This window comes from Pseudomonas fragi (assembly GCF_002269505.1).
GTDB classification, from domain to species: domain Bacteria; phylum Pseudomonadota; class Gammaproteobacteria; order Pseudomonadales; family Pseudomonadaceae; genus Aquipseudomonas; species Aquipseudomonas fragi_D.
In genome coordinates this window covers 1-19,833 of sequence record NZ_NQKQ01000008.1, presented here as the reverse complement: position 1 = coordinate 19,833, position 19,833 = coordinate 1, and the positions used below count along the sequence as shown (strand labels likewise).

At 60.2% G+C, this 19,833-nt stretch carries 18 protein-coding genes; 10 read left to right on the top strand and 8 right to left on the bottom strand.

Features of this window, described 5'->3' with window-relative positions; translation table 11 throughout:
* The first annotated feature begins 97 nt into the window (after positions 1–97).
* Positions 98–1,252, top strand: a complete 1,155-nt coding sequence (gene ampC, locus CJU81_RS09155) for a class C beta-lactamase (RefSeq protein ID WP_095036332.1) — start codon at positions 98–100, stop codon at positions 1,250–1,252.
* Here the strand turns inward: ampC and CJU81_RS09150 are convergent.
* Positions 1,249–1,899 (bottom strand): class I SAM-dependent methyltransferase, encoded by a 651-nt coding sequence (locus CJU81_RS09150; RefSeq protein WP_095036331.1) that lies wholly within the window; start codon positions 1,897–1,899, stop codon positions 1,249–1,251. The two genes, ampC and CJU81_RS09150, sit on opposite strands and share 4 nt — an antisense overlap.
* 227 nt (positions 1,900–2,126) lie before the next feature.
* Entirely contained in the window at positions 2,127–3,506 is a 1,380-nt protein-coding gene (locus tag CJU81_RS09145; RefSeq protein WP_095036330.1) for a glutamine synthetase family protein, read from the bottom strand.
* Positions 3,507–3,857: 351 nt separating this feature from the next.
* On the opposite strand from CJU81_RS09145, the gene poxB reads away from it, so the two are divergent.
* From poxB to CJU81_RS09125, 4 genes are all read left to right on the top strand, one after another.
* Positions 3,858–5,579, top strand: a complete 1,722-nt coding sequence (gene poxB, locus CJU81_RS09140; RefSeq protein WP_095036329.1) for a ubiquinone-dependent pyruvate dehydrogenase — start codon at positions 3,858–3,860, stop codon at positions 5,577–5,579.
* Between the two features lie 226 nt (positions 5,580–5,805).
* Positions 5,806–6,048 (top strand): ParD-like family protein, encoded by a 243-nt coding sequence (locus tag CJU81_RS09135; RefSeq protein ID WP_095036328.1) that lies wholly within the window; start codon positions 5,806–5,808, stop codon positions 6,046–6,048.
* On the top strand, positions 6,045–6,836 hold the full coding sequence (gene map, locus CJU81_RS09130) for a type I methionyl aminopeptidase (RefSeq protein WP_095036327.1): 792 nt from the start codon (positions 6,045–6,047) through the stop codon (positions 6,834–6,836). The genes CJU81_RS09135 and map overlap by 4 nt, the downstream gene beginning before the upstream one ends.
* Before the next feature lie 24 nt (positions 6,837–6,860).
* The gene (locus CJU81_RS09125; RefSeq protein WP_095036326.1) at positions 6,861–7,754 is read left to right on the top strand and encodes a LysR family transcriptional regulator; all 894 of its coding nucleotides are present in this window, start codon (positions 6,861–6,863) and stop codon (positions 7,752–7,754) included.
* On the opposite strand, the gene CJU81_RS09120 is transcribed toward CJU81_RS09125, so the two are convergent.
* The 3 genes from CJU81_RS09120 to CJU81_RS09110 are packed head-to-tail and all read right to left on the bottom strand — an operon-like array spanning position 7,742 to position 10,058.
* On the bottom strand, positions 7,742–8,524 hold the full coding sequence (locus CJU81_RS09120; protein ID WP_254924831.1) for a carboxymuconolactone decarboxylase family protein: 783 nt from the start codon (positions 8,522–8,524) through the stop codon (positions 7,742–7,744). The two genes, CJU81_RS09125 and CJU81_RS09120, sit on opposite strands and share 13 nt — an antisense overlap.
* Positions 8,502–8,993 carry a (R)-mandelonitrile lyase gene (locus CJU81_RS09115; protein ID WP_095036325.1) on the bottom strand — a complete coding sequence of 164 codons (492 nt, stop codon included), beginning with the start codon at positions 8,991–8,993 and terminating at the stop codon, positions 8,502–8,504. Before CJU81_RS09115 ends, CJU81_RS09120 begins: the two co-directional genes overlap by 23 nt.
* A gap of 15 nt (positions 8,994–9,008) precedes the next feature.
* On the bottom strand, positions 9,009–10,058 hold the full coding sequence (locus tag CJU81_RS09110; protein ID WP_095028472.1) for an alpha/beta hydrolase: 1,050 nt from the start codon (positions 10,056–10,058) through the stop codon (positions 9,009–9,011).
* Positions 10,059–10,286: 228 nt separating this feature from the next.
* On the opposite strand from CJU81_RS09110, the gene CJU81_RS09105 reads away from it, so the two are divergent.
* On the top strand, positions 10,287–11,714 hold the full coding sequence (locus CJU81_RS09105) for a mechanosensitive ion channel family protein (RefSeq protein WP_095036324.1): 1,428 nt from the start codon (positions 10,287–10,289) through the stop codon (positions 11,712–11,714).
* A 137-nt stretch (positions 11,715–11,851) separates the two neighbouring features.
* Here CJU81_RS09105 and ycaC read toward each other — a convergent pair whose 3' ends face one another.
* Together ycaC and CJU81_RS09095 are read right to left on the bottom strand one after the other, a co-directional pair.
* Complete coding sequence (ycaC, locus tag CJU81_RS09100) at positions 11,852–12,478, bottom strand: isochorismate family cysteine hydrolase YcaC (RefSeq protein WP_095036323.1); 627 nt, start codon at positions 12,476–12,478, stop codon at positions 11,852–11,854.
* A gap of 32 nt (positions 12,479–12,510) precedes the next feature.
* The gene (locus tag CJU81_RS09095) at positions 12,511–14,349 is read right to left on the bottom strand and encodes an amidohydrolase (RefSeq protein WP_095036322.1); all 1,839 of its coding nucleotides are present in this window, start codon (positions 14,347–14,349) and stop codon (positions 12,511–12,513) included.
* 240 nt (positions 14,350–14,589) lie between these two features.
* Between CJU81_RS09095 and CJU81_RS09090 the strand changes: the two genes are divergently transcribed.
* From CJU81_RS09090 to CJU81_RS09075, 4 genes are all read left to right on the top strand, one after another.
* Entirely contained in the window at positions 14,590–15,411 is an 822-nt protein-coding gene (locus CJU81_RS09090) for an SDR family NAD(P)-dependent oxidoreductase (RefSeq protein WP_095036321.1), read from the top strand.
* A gap of 31 nt (positions 15,412–15,442) precedes the next feature.
* Positions 15,443–16,480: an AraC family transcriptional regulator gene (locus CJU81_RS09085; RefSeq protein ID WP_095036320.1), complete on the top strand. Its 1,038-nt coding sequence runs from the start codon at positions 15,443–15,445 to the stop codon at positions 16,478–16,480.
* A 21-nt stretch (positions 16,481–16,501) separates the two neighbouring features.
* Entirely contained in the window at positions 16,502–17,176 is a 675-nt protein-coding gene (locus CJU81_RS09080; protein ID WP_095036319.1) for an NAD-dependent epimerase/dehydratase family protein, read from the top strand.
* Between the two features lie 171 nt (positions 17,177–17,347).
* Positions 17,348–18,922 (top strand): sensor domain-containing diguanylate cyclase, encoded by a 1,575-nt coding sequence (locus CJU81_RS09075; protein WP_095036318.1) that lies wholly within the window; start codon positions 17,348–17,350, stop codon positions 18,920–18,922.
* A 515-nt stretch (positions 18,923–19,437) separates the two neighbouring features.
* Here CJU81_RS09075 and CJU81_RS09070 read toward each other — a convergent pair.
* The gene (locus tag CJU81_RS09070) at positions 19,438–19,647 is read right to left on the bottom strand and encodes a hypothetical protein (protein WP_095036317.1); all 210 of its coding nucleotides are present in this window, start codon (positions 19,645–19,647) and stop codon (positions 19,438–19,440) included.
* Positions 19,648–19,833 lie beyond the last annotated feature (186 nt).

The following is a 19,833-nucleotide window of genomic DNA, read 5'->3' as shown; positions in this document are numbered from 1 at the left end:
CTCAAGTTTTTTGCAACACATTATGTGACAAGCCAATCGGGCCAACGCATAAGGGCACGAGTAGATTTGCGCACTATAAAAACCAAGGATACCCTCCATGAAAATGACCAGCACACTGTCAGCATTAACGCTTTCTCTGGTAGGCCTTTACGCTTTTTCCAGTAACGCACTGGCTCAAGGCACGGCCCTGGATACGGTGGTGCAAAACGGCGCCAAACACGTCATGAGCGAGTACGCCGTGCCCGGCCTGGTCATCGCTATAAGCGTCAACGGCAAGCAACACTTCTACAACTTCGGCGTGGCATCCAAAGCCAGCAAACAGCCCGTGACCCCCGACACACTGTTCGAGGTTGGCTCGGTCAGCAAACTTTTTACTGCCACCCTGGCCACTTATGCCCAGGCCCAGGGCAAGCTTTCGCTCAACGACACCGTCGGCCAGTACGAACCCCAGTTGCAAGGCACACCTCTGGGCAAGGTTACATTGACCCATCTGGCCACCCACACGGCTGGCGGCTTTCCATTGCAGGTCCCGGACAACGTGCAGGACCAGCGCCAGTTGATGGACTACTTCAAGAGCTGGAAGCCCTTGTACCCGATGGGCACCCAACGCAGCTACGCCAACCCCAGCATCGGCTTGCTCGGCATGCTCACGGCCAAAAGCCTGAACATGCCGTTTACCCAGGCAATGGAGCAGCAACTGTTCCCGGCATTGGGTCTGCAAAGCACCTATCTGACTGTGCCCGCCAGCAAAATGGAGCTGTACGCCCAGGGCTACGACAAGCAGGATGCTGCGGTCAGGCTCAACTCCGGGGCGCTCGGCAATGAAGCGTATGGGGTGAAAACCAGCGCCCGCGACCTGCTTCACTTTACCGAGCTCAACCTGGGCCTGGGTGAAACCAGCCCGCTGATGCGCAAGGCCCTGACGGATACCCACACCGGTTATTTTCGCGTGGGCCCGATGACGCAGGACCTGATCTGGGAGCAGTACCCTTACCCTGTCGAACTCAAGTCGCTGCTGGCAGGCAACTCGAACAAGATGGCTTATGAGAACAACGACGTTATTGCCCTGAACCCGCCTCTGGCACCGCAACAGGCGGTATGGGTCAACAAGACCGGCTCAACCGGCGGTTTTGGCGCCTATACGGTATTTGTACCAGCCGAGCAAAAGGCAATCGTCATTCTGGCCAACAAGAACTACCCCAACGACGCACGGGTCAAGTTGGCATACGAGGTGCTCAAGGCTCTGGACTAAGTGTCCTTGCGCAGAATGTAGATGCTGCCCATGCCACAGCCGGGCAGCACTTCGTACTGTTTGAGGATGCTGAAGCCCGCCCGCTCGAACTGGTCTTCGATTTCGCCCTTGTCCACCACGATACGCAGCGGGTCACAGCCCTGCTGCGCAATACGGCCTAGGGGTACCGAGAGGATCAGGCCATCACGGCTGACCCGGTGCAGCTCGCGTAAAATGGCCAGCCGATGCTCACTGTCGCGCACATGGTGGAACAACTGCATGCAAAAAATGCAGTCCACGGCGTTCTCGGAAATATCGATGGAAAACACCGAGCTTTGAAACAGCTTGATGCGTGCCAGCAGGCTGACCGGGTGGTGGGTTTGTGCGTGATCGAGCATGGCCTGCGACGAATCGCAGGCAAGGATCACCCGATTGCCGTGCTCGGCCAAAATCGGCCAAAAACGCCCGGCGCCACAAGCCAGATCGAGGATCAGGCCCGGCTCGCCCGCGACCTTGAGCGCCCGGCGCACCAGGCGCCGCTCGCGCCACAACGCCAACCTGCGTACCAGACCTTGCGGCTGTACTTGCAGGCAAACCTTCGCATGCTCGCGGTCATACCGCTCGGCGAGCTCATGCTCTATAGGGGTGGAAGGTGGCTGCGATGACATGGGCCCGCGAACTCTTGTGTTTGATGATGATCGACTCAGAGATTAACGGGGCGCCAGTGAAAAAAATGTCAGAAAAGTATGAAAACCAAGGGATCACGCCAATCCCTGTAGATACTCTGTTGCCGGTCAACCCTCTCTGTGGGAGCGAGCCTGCTCGCGAAGGTCGTTCGCGAGCAGGCTCGCTCCCACAGTTGAAGTGTTCTTCAGGCCTCGGCAACTGCTACGCATTACGCCTGCTGCAAATACCAACGCCAGTCCTGCTCACCCACTTCCCCCATAAACTGGCGGTATTCGGCGTTTTTGACTGCCAGGTAGACCTTGAGAAACTCCGCACCGAACGCTTCTATTGCCCACGGCGAAGCCTGCAGCGCACGCAAGGTGGTCAGCCAGTCGGTCGGCAACCGCTCGCTGGCCTGGGCATAGCCATTGCCTTCGACCGGCGCACCCGGGTCGAGTTGCTCACGGATACCACGGTGGATCCCGGCCAGAATGGCTGCTGCGGCCAGATAGGGGTTGGCATCGGCGCCGCAAATGCGGTGCTCAATGTGCCGTGAAAACGCCGGACCACCTGGCACTCGCAGGCTCACCGTACGATTGTCCACGCCCCAGGTCGCCGCCAGCGGCGCATAACTGTTGCTCTGGAAACGGCGATAAGAGTTGGCATTGGGGCAAAACATCAACAGCGAATCGAGCAAGGTGCTGAGCATGCCGCCCACCGCCTGCCTGAGCAACGGCGTACCGTCCGGCGCTTCGCTGGCGAACAGATTATTGCCGTCCTTGTCGGCCAGGCTCACGTGCATGTGCATGCCGGTGCCGGCCAGGTCATCGAAAGGCTTGGCCATAAAGCACGCGACCATCCCGTGCTTGTGCGCCACGCCTTTGACCAGACGTTTGTAGCGCACCGCTTCATCCATTGCCTGCAGCGCGTCACTGCGATGTTCCAGGGTAATTTCCACCTGCCCCGGCGCATATTCGGAAATCGCCGTGCGCGCAGGTATCCCCTGGAGCTTGCAGGCGCTGTACAGATCGGCCAGAAACGGCTCGATTTGTTCCAGTTCACGCAAGCCATAAACCTGGGTCGCCCGTGGACGCTGCCCGTCGGCATCGCGGGCCGGTTGCGGGCGACCGTTGCTGTCGCGCTGCTGGTCGAGCAGGTAAAACTCCAGCTCCGCCGCCATCACCGGGTAATAGCCGTCGGCCTTGAGGCCGTCGATGACCTTGGCCAGCAGGTGCCTGGGGTCGGCCACCGTGGCGGGCATGCCCTGCTGCGGATGCATGCTGACCTGCACTGCCGCCGTGGGGATCAGGCGCCACGGCATGGGTTGTAAACTACCGCTGACGGGGTAAGCGCGGCAGTCGATATCGCCCACATCCCAGACCAGGCCCGTGTTTTCCACATCGTCGCCATTGATGCTCAAGCCCAGAATCGTGCTTGGCAGCGGCCGGCCGCTCTCATAGACCGCCAGCAACTCGTCGCGGTGCAGCAGCTTGCCGCGAGGCACGCCGTTATTGTCGATGATGAACAGTTCGAACATCTCGATGTGCGGATGTAATTCCAGAAAATCCAGGGCTTGTTGCAGCGGGGCAAAGGCGGTTGCAGCACTCATGGCAATACTCATCGGTTCGTATCAGACAGGCGCCGGAGGGCGCACACATTCAGGATTTGACGGCACGATGAAGATCCGGCGGGCGGGCATGACGGCAGTGAAACAGGGCCCAGAAGGCCTGCCAGTGGCACTGAATGCTGCTCATACCTGCAACCGTTGCCAAAAAGGGAACCCAGCCTCACACGCCCGGCCGGGTTGTTTAAATGCAGGGTTTTATACCTTTAGTTACATCGGCGCTAAACATACGATCCCCCGCTCCCACAACAAGCCGTGAACGTTTTCAAAACCGCCAGGGTCGCATGCAGTGTCTATCCTGCTTGATCCACCCTACTGCTTCGAGGAGCCCGCACCATGACCAGAACCGTTGCCGATTTCATCACCGAAACCCTGCAGCAAGCCGGCGTAAAGCGCGTATTCGGCGTCGTGGGCGATTCCCTTAACGGGTTTACCGATGCCCTGCGCCGCCAGGAACAGATCGAGTGGATCCATATGCGCAACGAAGAGTCCGCCGCGTTTGCCGCCGGAGCCGAAGCCCATCTGACCGGCGAACTGGCTGTATGCGCCGGCAGTTGCGGGCCGGGTAACCTGCATTTGATCAATGGCCTGTTCGACGCCCATCGCAGTGGAGTACCGGTGCTGGCACTGGCTGCGCATATCCCCGGCAGCGAAATCGGTATTGATTATTTCCAGGCCACTCACCCCGAAAGCCTGTTCAAGGAGTGCAGCCACTACGTCGAACTGGTGTCCGATGCCGGGCAGTTGCCGCAGATTTTGCATCGAGCCATGCGCACAGCCATCGCCAGACGTGGGGTGGCGGTGGTGGTGATTCCCGGCGATGTAGCTCTGCAAGCCACCGAGGCCAAGGTGGCGCCATGGCTCAAGCCGGCCCAACCGCTAATTTGCCCGGCCCCGGCCGAGATTGACCGGCTGGCGTCGTTTCTCAATGATGGCAAGAAAGTCACGCTGCTATGTGGCGCAGGCTGCGCCGGTGCCCATAGCGAAATCCTGGCGCTGGCCGAGCGGCTGAACGCGCCCATCGTGCATGCCCTGCGCGGCAAGGAGCATGTCGAATACGACAACCCCTATGACGTCGGCATGACCGGCCTGATCGGCTTCGCCTCGGGTTACAAGGCGATGATGAACTGCGACACCTTGCTGATGCTTGGCACCAATTTCCCGTATCGCCAGTTTTATCCGCAGCACAGCTATATTGCGCAAATCGACTTGCGCCCTGAAGCGCTGGGCAATCGCTGCCCGCTGCAACTGGGGCTGCTCGGTGATGTGAAGCTGACGCTGCAGGCAGTGTTGCCCAAAGTGCTGCAAAACCCCAACCGCGAACACCTCGATGCTGCCCGCGACGACTACAAAAAAGCCCGCGAAGACCTCGACGCCCTGGCCGAAAGCGGCCCCGACAGTTCGATCATCCACCCGCAGTACCTCAATCGCCTGGTCAGCGAGCTGGCGGCAGAGGATGCGATTTTCACCTGCGATGTCGGCACGCCCACCGCGTGGGCTGCACGTTACTTGAAGATGAACGGCAAGCGGCGCCTGATCGGCTCGTTCAACCACGGCTCAATGGCCAATGCCATGCTCCAGGCCATTGGCGCCCAGGCAACATTCCCTGAGCGCCAGGTTATTTCCATGTCGGGTGATGGCGGTTTCACCATGATGATGGGCGACTTCCTGACCCTCAACCAGGTGGGTTTGCCGATCAAGGTCATCGTGCTCAACAACGGCACCCTGGGTTTTGTCGAAATGGAAATGAAGGCGGCGGGGTTCCCGGATGTGGGCTGCGACCTGAAAAACCCGAACTTTGCGGCAATGGCCCAGGCCATGGGCGTGAAAGGTATTCGGGTCGAACACCCGGCCGAGCTTGAAGGCGCACTGCGCGAAGCTTTCAGCCATGATGGCCCGGTGCTGGTGGATGTGGTCAGCGCCCGTCAGGAGCTGGTCATGCCGCCGACCAAGACCTTCGAACAGGCCAAGGGTTTCAGCCTGTTTATGCTCAAGACCGTGATGGACGGCCGCGCACGGGAGCTGATCGACCTGGCCAAAGTCAATTTGTGGCGTTAAGCAACTCCCCGTAGCCGCAGTACTTTGTGGGAGCGGGCTTGCTCGCGATGAAATCGACGCGGTTTACCTGACAGACCGCGCCGCATGCATCGCGAGCAAGCCCGCTCCCACAGGAAGGACTTGATCGACAACAGAGTCTCTACAAAATTGAAAAACGCTTTGGCTTGCGATCCCAGCCAGCTCTCGCCTAATATACGTTCCATATACATTTCATATTGGAACGCTAATGGGCATCGTCAAGATATCCGAGCAAATGCACGAAAACCTGCGGGTCGCCAGCAACGCGCTGAGCCGCTCGATCAATGCGCAAGCCGAACACTGGATGCGTATTGGCATGCTGTCCGAACTGCACCCCAACCTTGATCACAACCAGATCTGCCGCCTGCTGGTGCGGGCCGAGCAGGTTGGCGGCCTCGACCTGAATGTGGCACTGCAAGACATCCCCCTCGCAACCGGAGCACATTCATGAAGGCCAGCGTCGTTATCAACACCCCGGCACAGATCGCCCAGTCCAAGGTCGCGGGCAAACTGGCCGCCGAGGTGCTGGCCATGATCGCCGAGCACGTCAAGGCCGGGGTCACCACTGACCAGCTCGACCAATTCTGCCACGACTATATTGTCAACGTGCAAAAGGCCATCCCCGGCAACGTGGGCTACCACGGCTTTCCGAAAACCGTGTGTGCTTCGGTCAATGAAGTGGTGTGCCATGGTATTCCGTCAAACCGGGTGCTGCAGGACGGCGACATCGTCAATATCGATATCGCGGTGGTCAAGGATGGCTGGTTCGGCGATACCAGCCGCATGTACTTCGTCGGCGAACCAAGCCCCGCGGCGCGGCATCTGGTGAAAACCACCTATGACGCCATGTGCGCCGGGATCCGCATGGTGCGCCCGGGCGCAACCTTGGGCGACATCGGCCACGCCATCCAGACCCTGGCTGAAAAGGAAGGTTTCAGCGTGGTGCGCGAGTACTGCGGCCACGGCATCGGCAAGGTCTACCATGACGAACCGCAGGTGCTGCACTACGGCTATCCGGGCCAGGGCATGAAGCTCAAGACCGGCATGATTTTCACCATCGAACCGATGCTCAATGCCGGCAAGCGCCATGTCAAAACCCTGCCCGATCACTGGACTGTGGTCACCAAAGACGGCTCGCTATCAGCCCAGTGGGAGCATATGGTGGCCGTGACTGACAACGGCTTCGAGGTGCTGAGCCCGTGGCCGGACACCATGGTCGACTACCCCGCCATTGTTTGACGGGCACTGCACAGGGACGGCGATATGACGGTTGAAAGCTACGACCAACTGGCGATCTTCGCAGTGGTTGCCCAGGAGCGCAGCTTTACCCGCGCCGCCGCCCGCCTGGGCATGTCGCAACCGGCCCTGAGCCGGGCCATGCGCCAGCTCGAGGAGCGCCTGGGGGTCAGGTTGCTGGCGCGCACTACCCGCAGCGTGGCCCCCACGCAAGCGGGTGAGCACCTGCTGCAGGTGATCGCACCTCGCTTCGACGAGATCAACAGCGAGCTGGCGCTGCTCAGCAAGTTTCGCGACCGACCGGCAGGTAAATTGCGCATCACCGCAGGGGAACATGCGGCGATCGCGGTCCTGCAACCGGTCCTGGCGCAGCTGCTGCCCGACCATCCGGACTTGAGCATCGAGATTATCGTCGACTACGGCCTGACCGATATCGTCGCCGAGGGCTTCGATGCTGGCGTGCGCCTGGGCGAACAGGTGGCCAAGGACATGATTGCCATGCGCATCGGCCCCGACATGCGCATGGCGGTGGTCGGTTCGCCGGCGTATTTCAGTCGCCACCCCAAGCCCGTCAACCCCAGCGATCTGGTGGCTCACAATTGCATCACCCTGCGCATGCCAACCCACGGCGGTCTGTTTATGTGGGAGTTCGAGAAGAACGGCCAGGCCCTGAAAGTGCGGATCGAAGGCCAACTGGTGTTCAACACCATCGCCATGCGTCTGGAGTCCGCGCGCCAGGGGCTGGGCCTGGCGTATATGCCGGAAAACGTGGTGCAAGCCGATGTCGAGCAGGGCCGCCTGATCCGTGTACTGGAGGACTGGTGCGAACCGTACTCCGGCTACCACCTCTACTACCCGAGCCGACGCCAGTCCTCCCCGGCCTTCACCCTGTTACGAGAGGCCTTGCGCTACCGCGACTGACGAGCTGCCAGCTGGGCGTCCAGTGCCTCGGCCGCGCGGCGGGCGGCATCTCCATCACCGCTCTCATCGAGCACCTGGATCACCTCACGCAGTTGCGCCTCGCTGAGGCCAACACGCAGGCTGGCGCCCATATGTGAACGCAGTTGCGGCTCAACCCCGGGGGTGGCAGCCAAGGCACCGACGGTGGCCAGCTCGCGGCTTTGCCAGTCCAGATTGTCCCGGGCAAAAATATCGCCGAACAAATGCGCCTGCAGGTACTGGTTGATCACCGGCGCAAAATCAAACAGTGGGCCCTGCACCGGCGCCCCGGAAATCCGCGTCTGATTGGCCTTGCCCAGCGCCAGCAGTTCTTCGCCGGTAGGGACAGGCGCCTCGGGCTCACGCCCCGGCGCGTCTTCAATGCCCCGTTGCCGGCGAGCATCGAGCACCTTCATCAACTCGCCGAGGGCGTTGAGGCTGCGCGGAAAGCCCGTGTAGGCATACAACTGCACCAGGATTTCCTTGGCCTCGCTGACCATCAGCCCGGCATCGAGGCCCTGGTTCAAGGCGCGATCCAGCGCCGGCATATTGCTGCTGGCCATGGCGGCGGCGATCAGCGGGATTGCCCGCTGACGTGGTGTCAGGCCCTGCCCCACCACCCCGCTGACGGCCTGCGGGCCATCAGCGGGCGGCGCAGCCTGCACCGAGTCGACGGTCAGCCCCAGGCTCAGGGCGAAGGCCGCTGCCAGCATGGCCGGGCTCTGGAATTTAACGGGCCTGATATTGCTCATCCGTCACTTTCTCCATCCAGGTCACGTTTTTACCGTCCACGGTGCCGGTGACGGCCAGATGGGTCATCACACCGCCGGGTGCGGCACCATGCCAGTGCTTGACGCCCGGCGGGCAGACCACCACGTCGCCGGGGTGGATTTGCTGCACCGGTTTGCCCCACTCCTGCGTCAGGCCCACCCCGGACACCACCACCAGCCGCTGCCCGGCCGGGTGGGTGTGCCAGGCCGAGCGTGCGCCCGGTTCGAAGGTGACATAGGCCGCCGACGCCTTGATTTCATCGCTGGCGGCAAACAACGGGTCGACTCGCACCTGCCCGGTAAAGTAATCCTCGGGACCGACAGTCGAGACCTGGTCGGCGCTGCGGGTAATCTGCTGCGCACGGGCCTTGTCATCAGCGGCTGTCGATCCGGCGGCGCCCGCCAGGGGCGCCGCTACACACATTGCAAGGGTCCACAGTGTCCTGTGCATTTCGGCCTCCCGCGGTCAGAGTGTTCTGGCGTAAAAAGCGGCCAGCTGGCTGATGGCTGCGTCGACGTACTCAGGCACCCAGTAAGTCTGGATATGGGTCGCACCATCGATCTTGAACAGGGTCTTGTCTTCGGTCCCCGTAGCCTTGGCGAACGCCTGCTCGGTCATGTACAGGGTGTCGGCCTTGCTGCCGGCAATCATCAACAGCGGCTTGTTGAGCAGTTCGAGCTGGTTGGTGGCATCGAAGCTCATCAGGTCCATCAGGCTGCTCAGGGTGTACTTGAAGGTCGAGTTGGGGTGGGCGTGGGTCTTGCCGTAGTACTCGAAACCTTCGCGATACAGGTCAAAAGGCAGTTTGGCGATTTGTTCGTCGGTGAGTTTGACATCACCGGTGTACACCACTTCGCCACCTGCCGCTTCCTGGGCACGGGCAGCGGATGCCTGCTGCAGGCGCTCCTGAATGGTGTCGAGCTGCGAATCCATAAAGCCATTACGGCGCACCAGGCCGGAGTTGAACATGCTCACGGTGGCAATCGACTGGAAACGCTTGTCGCTTTGCCCGGCTTTCAAGGCATAACCACCGCCGCCGCAGATACCCAGCAAGCCCAGACGTTGGGGGTCAACACCGGGGTAGCTGGCAATAAAATCGGCCATACCGTGGATGTCTTCAACACGGTTGGCAGGTTTGTCGACATTGCGCGGCTGGCCGCCACTGGCGCCCTGATAGGCCGCATCGGCGGTAATGGTGATGTAGCCCTTTTCCGCCAGACGCTGGGCATACAGCCCCGCCACCTGCTCTTTGACACCGCCGTTGGGGTGCGCAACCACTATGGCGGGGTATTTTTTGCCAGCGTCATAGTTCGCCGGGGTGTACACATTGGCCGCAATGTCCAGGCCATTGAGCTTGTAGGCAACCGGGTGGATATTGACCTTGCCCGGCTCGTTGCGGGTAATCGCGCCAGCGTAGGTCAGGGTAAACGGATTCGCTTTGTAGTCCCCCGCCTCGGCGGCTGACATACCGACCATTGCAGCCATAAGCGTGGCTTTAAGCACTGTAAACGTCATGAAAATCTCCTTCTCAAAGTTGAACTTCTGCAGGAAACGGCCAGCGGTGGCGAGCGCGTATTCAATATAGAAGTAACTTAGCGACTGGGGACTCATTAATAAATGGCGCTTACCGGATAGCACTTATACCTTGTACGCATAAATATACCCCCTGCATCCGTGTAACCCCCTGCCAACATCCGGCTAATCTGTGTTCATTCCCGCCTGTTTGCTCACCGGAATTTGCCCATGCCCATTTTTCTCGATCATCCGTTGTCCTGGAGTGCCCTGCTGTTGGTGATCGACGCTGCGTTGTGGCATCTGGCGCCCTACAGGCAGCGCATTACCCGGGTCGCGGTGCGCCTGGCGCTGTTTGTGCTGTTCAGCGTGATCATTTTCAATGCCGGGGTCAGCCCGTTGCAGGCACCGCTGTTTACCGATGAGCGGGTCACCCAGCTCGGGGCCACCGCGCTGGGAATTGTGTGGTGGCTGTACGCAGCGCGGGTGTTCACCGAAATGCTCGGCCTGGCGCTGATGCGCCGAATCGGCCACAGCGGCCGCCTGCTGCAGGACGTGATCGGCGCACTGGTATTTTTGGCCGCCATCGTTGCTGCCGCCGGCTATGTACTGGAACTGCCGGTCAAGGGGTTGCTGGCAACATCCGGGGTGGTGGCGATTGTGGTGGGTCTGGCACTGCAGAGCACCCTGAGTGACGTGTTCTCGGGCATCGTGCTCAACACCACCAAGCCCTATCAGGTGGATGACTGGGTGGTGATCGACGGCATCGAGGGCAAGGTGCTGGACATTGACTGGCGCGCCACCCATCTGCTGACCAGCGCGGGCAGTACGGCGGTGGTGCCCAACTCGGTGGCGGCCAAGGCCAGGATCGTCAACCTGAGCCGGCCCACCAACCTGCATGGGGTGTCGATCAGCATTCAGTTGCCCAACCACATTCGCCCGCGCCGTGTCCTCGATGCACTGGAGCGCACATTGCAGGGCAGCAGCAGCCTGCTGTTGAATCCGGCCCCCAAAGTGCTGCTCAAGGAAACCGGCGAGAGCATGTCCGAATACGTGGCCAGCGGTTTTATTGCCGACCTGGGGAAAAAATCTGAGGTGCGCAACCAACTGTTCGACCTGGCCCACCGGCATCTGGAGGCGGCAGGTATTTCGCGCCAGCCTGACGCTGTGATTGAACCGGCAAGCCGGGCGCGGGCACTGCTCGACGAGGTAAAAGTCTTCCGTTCACTGAGTGCAGAAGAACGCGACCAGATCGCCCGCGCCATGACGGCCCGGCAATATGCTGCCGGTGAAGTGGTACTGGCGCAAAACCAGGTGCCGGACAGCCTGATGGTGATCGCCACCGGCGTAGTCAGCGTCACCCTGCCAGATACCAAAGGTCCGGTAGAAGCCGGGCGCATGGGGCCGGGGGAGATCATGGGCGAAGAGAGCATCCTCACCGACGCGCCGTCCGGGGCGACCTTTACCACCCTGACCTCAAGCATCATCTATCAGATCGACAAGGCCCTGACCCGCGACTGTATGGTGCAGCGGGTCGAGGTTGGGCAGGCCTTGAGCAAATTGCAGGCAGTGCGCCAGCAAAGCAGCCGCATGGCGCTGATGACAGCACCGGCGCCGGTCAGCAAAGGCGGGTTTTTGAGTTGGTTGCACCGGCGCTAATCAGTGAGCGTGACATCTGTAGTCGCTGCCGCAGGCTGCGATGGGTTGCGAAGCGACCCTCGATTCCGGGCGAAAACGAAGGTCCTTCGGCCCTTATCGCAGCCTTCGTTCCTCGGCAGCGACTACACGAGCAATGCTTACTTCGAGGTAAAGGCCGAGTAGCTGTTCATCAGGTTGCGGTAGTTGGGGATGCGAGGTGACAGCAAGTTGGCCAGGCCTTCCATGTCGTTGCGCCAGTCAACCTGCAGCTCGCACGCCACCGAAAACCAGTTCACCAACTGCGCACCCGCTGCTGTCATTCGCGCCCAGGCCGCCTGTTGCACGGTTTCGTTGAAGGTGCCCGAAGCATCGGTGACGACAAACACCTCGAAACCCTCAGCCAGCGCCGACAGCGTCGGAAAGGTTACGCACACATCCGTCACCACGCCCGCGATGATCAGTTGCTTGCGCCCGGTGGCCTTGACCGCCCTGACGAAATCTTCGTTGTCCCAGGCATTGATCTGGCCAGGGCGCGGGATGTAGGGCGCATCAGGGAACAGCTCCTTGAGTTCGGGCACCAGCGGGCCGTTGGGGCCTGTTTCAAAACTGGTGGTGAGGATGGTCGGCAGCTTGAAGAACTTGGCCACATCAGCGAGCGCCAGCACGTTGTTCTTGAATTCGTTCGGCGAGAAATCCTGCACCAGCGAAATCAAACCGGTCTGGTGATCAACCAGCAGCACCACAGCATTATCTTTGTTCAGGCGTTTGTATGGAACGTGGCTCATATGGAACTCCTTGATAGAGGGGTGTAACGGGATCAAAACGCAAAACACGAGCAGCCGAAGGCGCCCCAAAAACCGGCAAAGTCGCTGACCGGCGCATTCGACAAACGGGCTTTTTCATGGCCATGGGCATGCACCGCACACGGCCCGCTGCAGCGGTGAGCCTGTGCCTGCAACGGCGCACCCGGGCGCCAGTGACCGGGGACCTGCACCACGGGTGACCAGTCGGGCAAGACCGGCACGCCGGGCGGCCCGAGCGGTTCGAAATCATCAGCGGCATACACCACTGTGCCGCCGACCACCGTCAGCACCGATTCGATCCACTTGATGGCTTCTTCGTCGACGCTGAAAAAATCCTCGCTCAAGACGGCAACATCTGCCAGTTGTCCCACCTTGATCTGGCCCTTTTTCCCCTGCTCGCTGGAGAACCAGGCACTGCCGTGGGTAAACAGTTCCAGCGCGGTCAGCCGCGGCAGGCCTTCGGCATGCAGCTCAAGCCCGCCCACGGTGCGGCCGCTGACCATCCAGTACAGCGATGTCCACGGGTTGTAACTGGACACCCGGGTGGCATCGGTACCCGCGCCCACCGGTACGCCTTCGGCCAGCATGCGTTTGATCGGTGGCGTGGCTTCGGCGGCTTTGGCGCCGTAACGTTCGACGAAATACTCGCCCTGGAACGCCATGCGATCCTGAATCGCGATACCGCCGCCCAGCGCCCTGACCCGTTCGATGTTCTGAGGGGTAATGGTTTCGGCATGATCGAAAAACCATGGCAGGCCATTGAACGGAATATCCCGATTGACCTTCTCGAACACGTCGAGCATGCGGCTGATGGATTCGTTATAGGTAGCATGCAGACGGAACGGCCAACGCTGCTCCACCAGATGGCGCACCACCGGTTCCAGCTCGTCCTCCATGGTCTGCGCCAGATCGGGGCGCGGTTCGAGGAAGTCTTCGAAGTCCGCCGCCGAGAACACCAGCATTTCCCCGGCACCGTTATGGCGCAAAAAATCATCGCCCTGATGCAGCTTGACGCTGCCCGTCCAGTTTTTGAAATCGCTGAGTTCTTCTTTGGGTTTTTGCGTGAACAGGTTGTAAGCGATGCGAATGGTCAGTTGCCGGTCTTTGGCCAGTTGCTCGATGACCCGGTAGTCGTCGGGGTAGTTCTGGAAGCCACCACCGGCATCAATCGCGCTGGTGAGCCCGAGGCGATTAAGTTCGCGCATGAACTGGCGGGTCGAATTGACCTGATACTCCAGTGGCAGCGCTGGCCCCTTGGCCAGGGTCGAATAGAGGATCATCGCATTGGGTCGCGCCACCAGCATGCCGGTGGGGTTGCCGTTGGCATCACGCACGATCTCGCCACCTGGCGGATTCGGCGTGTCACGGGTATAGCCGGCCACTCGCAGCGCGGCCCGGTTGAGCAAGGCGCGGTCATACAAATGCAGCACAAACACCGGGGTGTCTGGGGCCGCCTGATTGAGTTCGTCCAGGGTCGGCATGCGCTTCTCGGCGAACTGGAATTCGTTCCAGCCACCCACCACGCGCACCCACTGCGGCGTGGGCGTGCGCGCGGCCTGCGCCTTGAGCATGCGCAACGCATCGGCCAGCGACGGCACGCCTTCCCAGCGCAGTTCGAGGTTGTAGTTCAGGCCACCGCGGATCAGATGCAGGTGCGAGTCATTAAGCCCGGGGATGACGCAGCGGCCCTTGAGATCGATGACTTGCGTGCCCGTACCGCGCAGGGCCATTGCCTGGGCATCGGTGCCGACCGTGACAAAACGGCCTTCGCGGATGGCCACGGCACTGGCTTGGGGATTGTCGCGGTCGACGGTATTGAATTGACCATTGAACAGGATCAGATCGGCATTCATCACGTTTCCTTGGCGCACAAAGGGCTGGGGAGCTGCGGGATCGAGTTTCAGCGTAGATCCTTTAAGCAAATCCGATGCCGCCATCGGGCGGGAGCTTCTGTGCCGGTGCTGGCTTGCTCGCACAGCAAATGGCGTTGTTTGCAAGTCGTCTGGCGTGCTGCTGCTAGTGATCAGCCTCGTGGTCTGGACCATCATGGGTTCACAGATTGTTTGTGCGGTCTCACATAACGAGGTGTTCGAATGTCCAGAGTATGGTTTATCACCGGCAGTTCCCGTGGCCTCGGCCGCGCCATTGCGCTGGCCGCCCTGCGCGCCGGCGAGCGCGTGGTTGCCACGGCACGCAACCCGCGCCAGCTCGATGACCTGGTGGCCGCGTACGGCGATGCGGTCTACCCGCTGGCGCTGGACGTCACCGACAACGCCCGGGTGGTCAGCGCGGTCGCGGCAGCAGTGGAGCATTTCGGCCGTCTGGACGTGGTGGTCAACAACGCGGGTTATGGCGATATAGCCGCCGTCGAGGATGTCACCCTTGAGGACTTCAAGGCCCAGATCGATACCAACTTCTATGGCGTGGTGTATGTGAGCAAGGCGGTGTTGCCGTTTTTACGTGCCCAGGGCAGCGGACATATCTTCCAGGTCTCGTCGCTGGGTGGTCGAATCGGCATGCCGGGCCTGGCGGCTTACCAAAGCGCAAAATGGGCGGTGGGCGGGTTTTCCACGGTGCTTGCACAAGAAGTGGCGCCACTGGGGATCAAGGTCACCGTGCTGGAGCCAGGCGGTATGCAGACTGACTGGGCCGGGGCTTCCATGACCATCCCGCCGGTCAGTGAGCCCTACCGGCAAACAGTCGGTGCACTGATCGAGTTGCTCGGCTCACCCGGCATCCTGCCCACCCGGCCGGACCGAGTGGCGCAAATCGTGCTTGAACTGGCAATGACCGAGGATGCTCCACTACGCTTGCTGATCGGTAGCGACGCGGTGCAATACGCAGCCCGGGCGGCAGCCGAACTTGCCGCGGCGGATCAACAATGGCACGACCTCAGCGTGTCCGCATCGGACTGAACCCACTCAAAACAGCAGGCAAAGGAGCCCCATGTCTGACGCCAACCGCCCCATCGCTTCGCGTTTCAATGTACCCGATGCGTTCTGGCATGGCCTGACCCTGATCGGCCTGGAGCCGGCAACGGTCCTGCGTCAGGCACGGCTGCCCGTTACCCTGGGCATTCGTGAGCTGCGTGATCGGCGCCAGGTCAGCACACAGGAATTCTTCCGTTTGTGGGAGGCCGTGCACGTGCTCAACCCTGATCCGGCCGCCGGCATCCTGCTGGTAACGCGGCTGGATATCGCCATATTGCCGCCGTCCAGTTTTGCCGCATTTATTGCCCGCGATTACCGCGACGGGCTGCACCGCCTCGCCAGGTTCAAGCAACTGTGTACCCCCGAACGCCTGCGCGTCAGCGAAGCGGAACGCCACTGCACGATCTCCCTCGACTGGCTGCACACCGCGCAACAACCGCCCGCGCTGTTGGTCGATGCGGCGTTTGCCACATTTATCGAATTGGGTCGCCGGGGCTCGCGGGTACACATCGTTGCACAGCGGGTGGAGCTGGCCCGACCTGATGATGGCAGCAGCGCACTGACCGACTTTTTCGGTTGCCCGGTCCATTTTGCTGCCGGGCGCAATGCCCTGGTGCTCGACACTGCCGACCTGGATCGACCCTTCCCGGGCCATAACCCGCAACTGCTGGAAATGCTTAACCCGGCACTTGTTGCAGCGCTGGCCGAGGCCACGGCACCTGCCAGCATGGCCCGGCAAGTAAAGAGTGCCCTCAAGCGCATCCTCGCCAGCGGCCGCCCGGACATGCTCGACGTGGCACGAGAACTCGGCATGAGCGAGCGCACCTTGCAACGGCGCATTACCGAAGAAGGCACCAGTTTTCGCCAACTGATGCTGGAAACACGCCAGGAGATCGTGCGCCATTTGCTGGCGGAACCGTCGATCGAAATTGACGAAATTGCCTGCCTGCTCGGCTACGAAGACACCAATTCGTTTTATCGCGCCTTCCGCTCCTGGGAAGGCACTACACCGGCGCGCTGGCGGGCATTGCAGGCGCCCTTGCCTGCCCATTGAACGGGTCCAGGGAGTATTTACATGAAAGTCATCATTTTTGGTGCCACCGGCATGGTCGGCCAGGGCGTACTGCGCGAGGCGCTCAATGCTGATGACGTCAGCCAGGTGCTGGCCGTTGGCCGCACACCGCTGGCCATCAACCATCCAAAACTTGACGTGCTGGTACTGAGCAACTTGCTCGACTACAGCCCGGTGCAAGACTCGCTGAGGGGCTTCGATGCCTGCTTTTTCTGCCTGGGTGCGTCCGCCATGGGGCTGGACGAAGCCGGCTACACGCGGATCAATCACGACATCCCGCTGGCTGCGGCACACGCCCTGTCGTCACTCAACCCGCAACTGACCTTCACCTACGTCTCGGGTGCGGGCACCGGCAGCCAGTCGGCGATGTGGGCGCGGGTCAAGCGACGTACCGAGCAGGACCTGCTGGCTCTGCCCTTCAAGGCGGCGTACATGTTCCGCCCGGGGGTGATTCAGCCGTTGCACGGCGTGCGCTCAAAAACACCCGCATACAACATTTTTTACACGCTCACCGGGCCCTTGCTGTCGCTGGCGCGCCGACTGCTGCCAAGACATGTGCTGAGCACCGAGGAGCTTGGCGTGGCAATGCTTGAGGTGGTTCGTCACGGAGCACCCAAGGCGGTGCTCGAAACAGGCGATATCCGCAAGTTGTTGACCCCGGGCAAGCACCGCCCTTGAGCGGGCACACACCCTTGCGCATGACCTCTGGGGAACAGCAGGTGAGCAATTAATCTGGTTCACGGGTGTGACAGAGCGCTCGCCCGTACCTATTCTGCAAATGACCTGCGCCCCGCCAGGTTCCGGAATCCGATCCTCCATTGCAGCTTATTGCGCTTATCGAACCTGCCCATGACCGACAGCTTTAAACCATCACGACCATTGCCCGTAAACCTGCGCGGCCTGATCCTTTGCATTGTTCTGATGTCAGTCCTGGCGACGCTGTGCAACAGCCTGGTGGTGGCCTATCGCGTGCAGCGCGACGCCCTGATCCATTCAACCCTGGAGTCCAATGCAGCCTATGCCGCAAAGGTTGCCTCCAGTATCGGTGAGTTTTTGCGGGCGGCGCACAGCAACCTGAACTACAGCGCCAAAATTCTCGGTACGCACTGGGACGATCCGCAGGTACTGCATGAAGAGGCCTTGCGCCTGAAGGCACAGGACCTGTACTTCAATGCCATTGAAATCATCGATGCCAACGGCAACGTCCTTGCATCGAACCCGCCGGCCTCGCAAGTTGGCGACTCCGGTTTCAGCGCAGACGGCATCCAGCAGGCCCTCAAGGAACGTCGCCCGCTGGTCAGCTCGACCCATATATCCAGGCAGGGCAATCTGGTCGTGTTCGTTTCACAACCGGTATTCGGCAAAGGCGATGAATTCCTCGGCGTGGTGGTGGGCTCTGTTTACCTGCTTGATCAAAGCGCCTTGCACACCGTCATCAGCAGCCACTTTCATCACGAAGGCACTTTTGCCTTTGTTGCCGACAGCAATCGCCGGCTGCTCTACCACCCCGATCCCACGCGTATTAGCGAAGTACTGAGCTGGAGCCCGGCGATCGATGCCGCATTGCGCGGCGAACGCGGCTCAATGGAAGTGGCCAACTCGCGGAACGTCGACATGCTGGCCGGTTACGCCCAAGTGCCGGACTCGAACTGGGCGGTGGTAGTGCAACGGCCCAGGGCGCTGAGCCTGGCGACCTTAAGGCAACTGATGCATGACATGCTTATGGGCATGGTGCCGGCCGGTATTTTGGGCCTGGGCCTGGTGTTTGCCGGCACCACCCTGATCGCCCGACCGCTGCGCCAGCTGTCCGCAGCCGCTCAACAATTATCGGCAACGCAAACCCCGCAGCAACTGCAACGCATCAACGCCTGGTACCACGATGCATCGGCTATCCGCCAGGCCATGCTGGCGAGCGTACAACTGCTGCAGCAGAAGCTTGGCCGGCTCAGCCACGAGGCACAAAGCGACCCTCTGACCGGCCTGGCCAATCGCCGGGCCATGGATGAGTTGCTCAATGTACTGGAGCAGACTGAGCGACCGTACTCCGTATTGGCACTGGATATCGATCACTTCAAAAAGATCAATGACACCTTCGGGCACGACGCTGGCGACGTGGCACTCAAGCAGGTTGCCGAAATCCTCAAGCAGAACTCCCGGGCAAACGACCTGGCATGTCGCAGCGGTGGCGAGGAATTTTCGCTGCTGCTACCGGACACGACACAAGAAACAGCCGGAGCCATTGCCGAACGCATACGCCAAAGCATCGCCGACGCGCGAATACCGCAAGTCGGCAACCTGACTATTTCCATAGGGGTGGCCAGGAAGGCGAACGAGCCAATGACCTCACAACAGGTACTTAAACTGGCCGACGAACGCCTTTACCGCGCCAAGAAAGACGGGCGCAACCGGGTGGTGTCGGCCTGAGGGTAGGTTGGCGGCGAATTTATCGACGCCCACTTAGGAGCCATACGGGACTCAAGGTAAAGCAACTATTCTAAATAACCATCCGTGCTGCACTCTCCTGCGGCACACCTACCCTTCTCTATAATCCAGCTACCCGTTTAGTTTTTTGATATTTATATTTGGTGTAAAACATACAATTACGAGTACTAATATTAGAGACGCTCAGAAAGTTCAACACGCCCATCACAACTTAAGATAGCAAGCATTTTTCTTCCGTTCGAGACAAAAGGTACAGCCCACCAATTATTATGGCTGTCATATGTCGCGCTACCGTCCGAGTGAAAGTCCGCAATTCCATTTACCCCTGAATTACGCTCTAAATGGCTTCGAATGGAATGTTCAAAAAAAGCACGATCTTCCTTGGGACATGAAGCTTCAGCGCCTCCATTACATCCTTGCAGAAATAACCCCATCATCGCAACTGCAGCGCATACCATTGCGCACACCCCTGATCTAGCCAATTTATTTGCTCCCTTTCAAAATTCTACCGTAGCAGTGTTATGAGCCCAGGTTGCGCTCGCGTAAGCTATCTCAGTACGCTCCTGCGCTGTAATAACTACTGATTCTTGCGCCCCCCGACTCGCACGATCTTTCAGTAAGTTTTTCTGAATTGCAGCCTGCATCGTCAGCTGAGCTTTCAACTGCTCACTGTCCAACCCATTCAAACCAATTAATGATGCATTCATTGCCCTTCAATACCCAAGACATTAGCAGCAGTGAAAACATTCACCCCGTTAGCAATAAGCTCTTGGATAAAGCGCCTGAAATGAATTGTTCATTTGGCTTCAAAGGGGGGGCGGTCTCAAGGAACAAGTGCAACACCTGATGTAAGGTGTTGCCATGTCTACCCAATACAAACACTTGAGTACCGA

Excerpts from the sequence above, each read along its gene's own strand:
- CJU81_RS09095 (WP_095036322.1), bottom strand. The coding sequence starts at position 14,349 with ATGAATGCCGATCTGATCCTGTTCAATGGTCAATTCAATACCGTCGAC.
- CJU81_RS09110 (WP_095028472.1), bottom strand. The coding sequence starts at position 10,058 with ATGACGTTTACAGTGCTTAAAGCCACGCTTATGGCTGCAATGGTCGGT.
- CJU81_RS09075 (WP_095036318.1), top strand. The coding sequence starts at position 17,348 with ATGACCGACAGCTTTAAACCATCACGACCATTGCCCGTAAACCTGCGC.
- CJU81_RS09120 (WP_254924831.1), bottom strand. The coding sequence starts at position 8,524 with ATGAGCAATATCAGGCCCGTTAAATTCCAGAGCCCGGCCATGCTGGCA.
- poxB (WP_095036329.1), top strand. The coding sequence starts at position 3,858 with ATGACCAGAACCGTTGCCGATTTCATCACCGAAACCCTGCAGCAAGCC.
- map (WP_095036327.1), top strand. The coding sequence starts at position 6,045 with ATGAAGGCCAGCGTCGTTATCAACACCCCGGCACAGATCGCCCAGTCC.
- CJU81_RS09085 (WP_095036320.1), top strand. The coding sequence starts at position 15,443 with ATGTCTGACGCCAACCGCCCCATCGCTTCGCGTTTCAATGTACCCGAT.
- ycaC (WP_095036323.1), bottom strand. The coding sequence starts at position 12,478 with ATGAGCCACGTTCCATACAAACGCCTGAACAAAGATAATGCTGTGGTG.
- CJU81_RS09135 (WP_095036328.1), top strand. The coding sequence starts at position 5,806 with ATGGGCATCGTCAAGATATCCGAGCAAATGCACGAAAACCTGCGGGTC.
- CJU81_RS09125 (WP_095036326.1), top strand. The coding sequence starts at position 6,861 with ATGACGGTTGAAAGCTACGACCAACTGGCGATCTTCGCAGTGGTTGCC.
- CJU81_RS09080 (WP_095036319.1), top strand. The coding sequence starts at position 16,502 with ATGAAAGTCATCATTTTTGGTGCCACCGGCATGGTCGGCCAGGGCGTA.
- CJU81_RS09150 (WP_095036331.1), bottom strand. The coding sequence starts at position 1,899 with ATGTCATCGCAGCCACCTTCCACCCCTATAGAGCATGAGCTCGCCGAG.
- CJU81_RS09145 (WP_095036330.1), bottom strand. The coding sequence starts at position 3,506 with ATGAGTGCTGCAACCGCCTTTGCCCCGCTGCAACAAGCCCTGGATTTT.
- CJU81_RS09115 (WP_095036325.1), bottom strand. The coding sequence starts at position 8,993 with ATGCACAGGACACTGTGGACCCTTGCAATGTGTGTAGCGGCGCCCCTG.
- CJU81_RS09105 (WP_095036324.1), top strand. The coding sequence starts at position 10,287 with ATGCCCATTTTTCTCGATCATCCGTTGTCCTGGAGTGCCCTGCTGTTG.
- CJU81_RS09070 (WP_095036317.1), bottom strand. The coding sequence starts at position 19,647 with ATGAATGCATCATTAATTGGTTTGAATGGGTTGGACAGTGAGCAGTTG.
- ampC (WP_095036332.1), top strand. The coding sequence starts at position 98 with ATGAAAATGACCAGCACACTGTCAGCATTAACGCTTTCTCTGGTAGGC.
- CJU81_RS09090 (WP_095036321.1), top strand. The coding sequence starts at position 14,590 with ATGTCCAGAGTATGGTTTATCACCGGCAGTTCCCGTGGCCTCGGCCGC.